Here is a 1,851-nt window from a genome sequence, read left to right as displayed (position 1 = left end):
AAACTCCGCATCGAACCCACCCGCACCCTCCAAGAACCCACCCACCCGGGCATAACCCGCACCCCCATCACCGGAATCGGAGCCGTCACCGGCCTCCCCGTCCCAGCCGCGGTCCGCCGGGAACCCCGACATCGCATCAGAGCCCCCCGCAACCAACCGCCAGAAACCCTCCGGATCCTCCACCCCACCCGGGAACCGACAACCCATCCCCACGATCACCACCGGCTCCTGCATCCGGGCAACCGCAGCAGGCGTTTCCCGCAGGGCCTCTTGCTCACCGGTCAGTTGCTGCCGCAGGTAGCCCACCAGCGCTGTCGGTGTCGGATAGTCGAACAGGACGGTGGCGGGCAGCTGGAGTGTGGTGGCGGTCTTCAGCCGGTTGCGGAGATCAAGTGCGCTATAGGAGTCGAAGCCCTGCTCGCGGAAGCTCCGGTCCGCGTCGACGCCCTGCGGGCCGTCGTGACCGAGCACTTCGGCGGCAAGGGTCAGGACCAGGCGGGCGAGCTGACGTTCGCCGTCGACCCCCGACGAACCAGTGGCCTCGCCGTCGACCCCCGACGAACCAGTGGCTTGGGCGCCGTCCTTCTGCCCCTGCGCCACCTCATGGCGGGAGCCGCTCAGGATGGTGGATCGCAGCTCATCGGTGAGGTCCGCGACGACGACGGACGTGTGGTCGTGTCCCACGGTCCAGGCGAGCACTTCGGCCAGATCGTCGGGGTCGGTGTGGCGCATGCCGTCGACAGCTCCGGCGCCGGCACCGTGCCAGGCGACGGAGGTGGCCGCGCGGCCTGCTGCCCGGCGGTGGCTCACCAACGCAGCAGCGAAGGCTCCGTAGGCACGCTTGTCCACGTCCTGCTCGATCCCGAGCTGAGCGCCGGCGTGGGAGATGACGACGAACGCCGACAGCTCGCGGTCGACGGTCTGATCGTGCAGGTGGAGCAGATCCTCGATGTCCTGCGCCCCGGCCTGACCATCCGGCAAGGCGACGACCGCAGTGGCGTCCTGGGGCAGGTCTGCTCCTCGGACGACCTCGGCGCCCGCGGTCGTCAGCCATCGGGTGACTGCCGCGGCGAGCGGGCCGTTGTCGTCACCGGACAGCAGGACCTTGCCCGTCGGCTGCCAGGGCAGCCGTGAGGTGTCGGCGTCGATGGGTGCGACGCGCACCTTCCTGGCGAACACGCCCGCCGGGCGCAGGGCCAGCCGGTCCTCGCTGTACTGGCCGCCGAGCACGGCGCGCAGCCGGCCCCGGGTGGTGGCGTCCCATGCGCGGGGCAGATCAAGACATCCGCCGCGGCCGCCCGCCATCGACGGCCGGTCCCAGATCACGGACTGCCGCGGGTCGCCGGGCCGGTCGGCCGACTCGGCAGGTACTGCCTCGACCGTGGCGTTCCACACCGGGACGCCGTCGACGACCGGCTCTCCAGGGGGCAGGAAGGAGACCACGCCCACGACTTCGGAGTAGCGCTCACTCATCAAGGCACCGACCTGCGACAGGTCTGTCTCAAGACGGTGGACCACGCCGCCGTCGGCGGACAGCGCCTCCGCCACCTCGGCGGCGACCCTCTCATCAGGGAATCCCGGGGGGACGAGGATCAGCCGGCTACCGCTGACCGCCGGCCGGATGTCCGCGGTCACCGGTTCCCACGCCACCCGGTACAGCTGCGCGTTGAACTTCGCCCGACTGCGCTGCCGCTGCCGCAGGCCGGAGAGGGCCGGCATCAGCGATGCGATCGTCGAGCGCTCGGCGGTCAGGCCGAGTACACCGGCGAGTGCCTCGACGTCGTTGCTCTCGATCGCCTGCCAGAACGCGCCGTCGGCCGAGTCACCGTCATGATCGCCCGCCACGGCGGC

General features: G+C 71.0%; 1 protein-coding gene. It reads right to left on the bottom strand.

Annotated elements, in window-relative coordinates:
• On the bottom strand, positions 1–1,851 hold a 1,851-nt coding region (locus WA788_RS35215), incomplete at both ends, for a beta-ketoacyl reductase (RefSeq protein ID WP_335984508.1).

Origin of the sequence: Streptomyces sp. CA2R106 (assembly GCF_037034245.1) — a bacterium.
GTDB lineage: Bacteria > Actinomycetota > Actinomycetes > Streptomycetales > Streptomycetaceae > Actinacidiphila.
Note: the sequence above shows the minus strand (reverse complement) of the source record. Positions and strands in the feature narration are given on the sequence as shown.